Annotated in this window: 10 tRNA genes; all 10 read left to right on the plus strand. The window is 52.1% G+C overall.

The features are described 5' to 3' along the window. Window positions 1-24 precede the first annotated feature (24 nt). The 10 genes from ACNA6I_RS00005 to ACNA6I_RS00050 all read left to right on the plus strand — a co-directional run bounded on the left by ACNA6I_RS00005 (window position 25) and on the right by ACNA6I_RS00050 (window position 1033). Window positions 25-100, plus strand: a tRNA-Ala gene (locus tag ACNA6I_RS00005). 39 nt (window positions 101-139) lie between these two features. Then, a tRNA-Met gene (locus tag ACNA6I_RS00010) sits at window positions 140-216 on the plus strand. 4 nt (window positions 217-220) lie between these two features. Then, window positions 221-297: transfer RNA gene (locus tag ACNA6I_RS00015), tRNA-Ile, on the plus strand. A gap of 15 nt (window positions 298-312) precedes the next feature. Then, a tRNA-Ser gene (locus ACNA6I_RS00020) sits at window positions 313-405 on the plus strand. 23 nt (window positions 406-428) lie between these two features. Then, window positions 429-502: transfer RNA gene (locus ACNA6I_RS00025), tRNA-Met, on the plus strand. Between the two features lie 115 nt (window positions 503-617). Next, window positions 618-694: transfer RNA gene (locus ACNA6I_RS00030), tRNA-Asp, on the plus strand. Window positions 695-712: 18 nt separating this feature from the next. After that, window positions 713-788 (plus strand) — tRNA-Phe (locus ACNA6I_RS00035). A gap of 2 nt (window positions 789-790) precedes the next feature. After that, window positions 791-866, plus strand: a tRNA-His gene (locus ACNA6I_RS00040). A 7-nt stretch (window positions 867-873) separates the two neighbouring features. After that, window positions 874-947, plus strand: a tRNA-Gly gene (locus ACNA6I_RS00045). Between the two features lie 9 nt (window positions 948-956). After that, window positions 957-1033 (plus strand) — tRNA-Ile (locus tag ACNA6I_RS00050). Window positions 1034-1042 lie beyond the last annotated feature (9 nt).

Raw genomic sequence — 1042 nt, forward strand, 5'->3', positions numbered from 1 at the left:
CTGTCTTCCCGACCACTTTCTTTTGGGGCCTTAGCTCAGCTGGGAGAGCGCCTGCTTTGCACGCAGGAGGTCAGCGGTTCGATCCCGCTAGGCTCCACCATATTTCAATTATGAGAACCAGGATATACTCGTTATACGAGGCGGTGTAGCTCAGCTGGCTAGAGCGTACGGTTCATACCCGTGAGGTCGGGGGTTCGATCCCCTCCGCCGCTACCACTAGGGACCTTTAGCTCAGTTGGTTAGAGCAGACGGCTCATAACCGTCCGGTCGTAGGTTCGAGTCCTACAAGGTCCACCATAGTTCTCACCATACGGAGGAATACCCAAGTCCGGCTGAAGGGATCGGTCTTGAAAACCGACAGGGGTGTCAAAGCCCGCGGGGGTTCGAATCCCCCTTCCTCCTCCATATTTCTTTTTCTCTTTTATCGTCGCGGGGTGGAGCAGTTCGGTAGCTCGTCGGGCTCATAACCCGAAGGTCGCAGGTTCAAATCCTGTCCCCGCAATACCATGTTGATCTGTAAGGATCAGGATGTAGTGATTGCAATACATAGGTAATGATCTTTATTTTCGCTAACGCGAGATATTAGTGATAGCTATTTTGCTATCGCAAAAAGCTTTGGTCCGGTAGTTCAGTTGGTTAGAATGCCTGCCTGTCACGCAGGAGGTCGCGGGTTCGAGTCCCGTCCGGACCGCCATTTATTTTTTTACGAAACGGCTCAGTAGCTCAGTTGGTAGAGCAATGGACTGAAAATCCATGTGTCGGCAGTTCGATTCTGTCCTGAGCCACCATGGCGATTGTGGCGAAGTGGTTAACGCACCGGATTGTGGTTCCGGCATTCGTGGGTTCGATTCCCATCAGTCGCCCCATTTTTTTGCGGGTGTAGTTTAATGGTAAAACCTCAGCCTTCCAAGCTGATGTCGTGGGTTCGATTCCCATCACCCGCTCCATTTATTTGTGGGCCTATAGCTCAGCTGGTTAGAGCGCACGCCTGATAAGCGTGAGGTCGGTGGTTCGAGTCCACTTAGGCCCACCATATTCTTTA

Origin of the sequence: Rossellomorea sp. FS2, from assembly GCF_047915635.1 — a bacterium.
Lineage (GTDB): Bacteria > Bacillota > Bacilli > Bacillales > Bacillaceae_B > Rossellomorea > Rossellomorea marisflavi_A.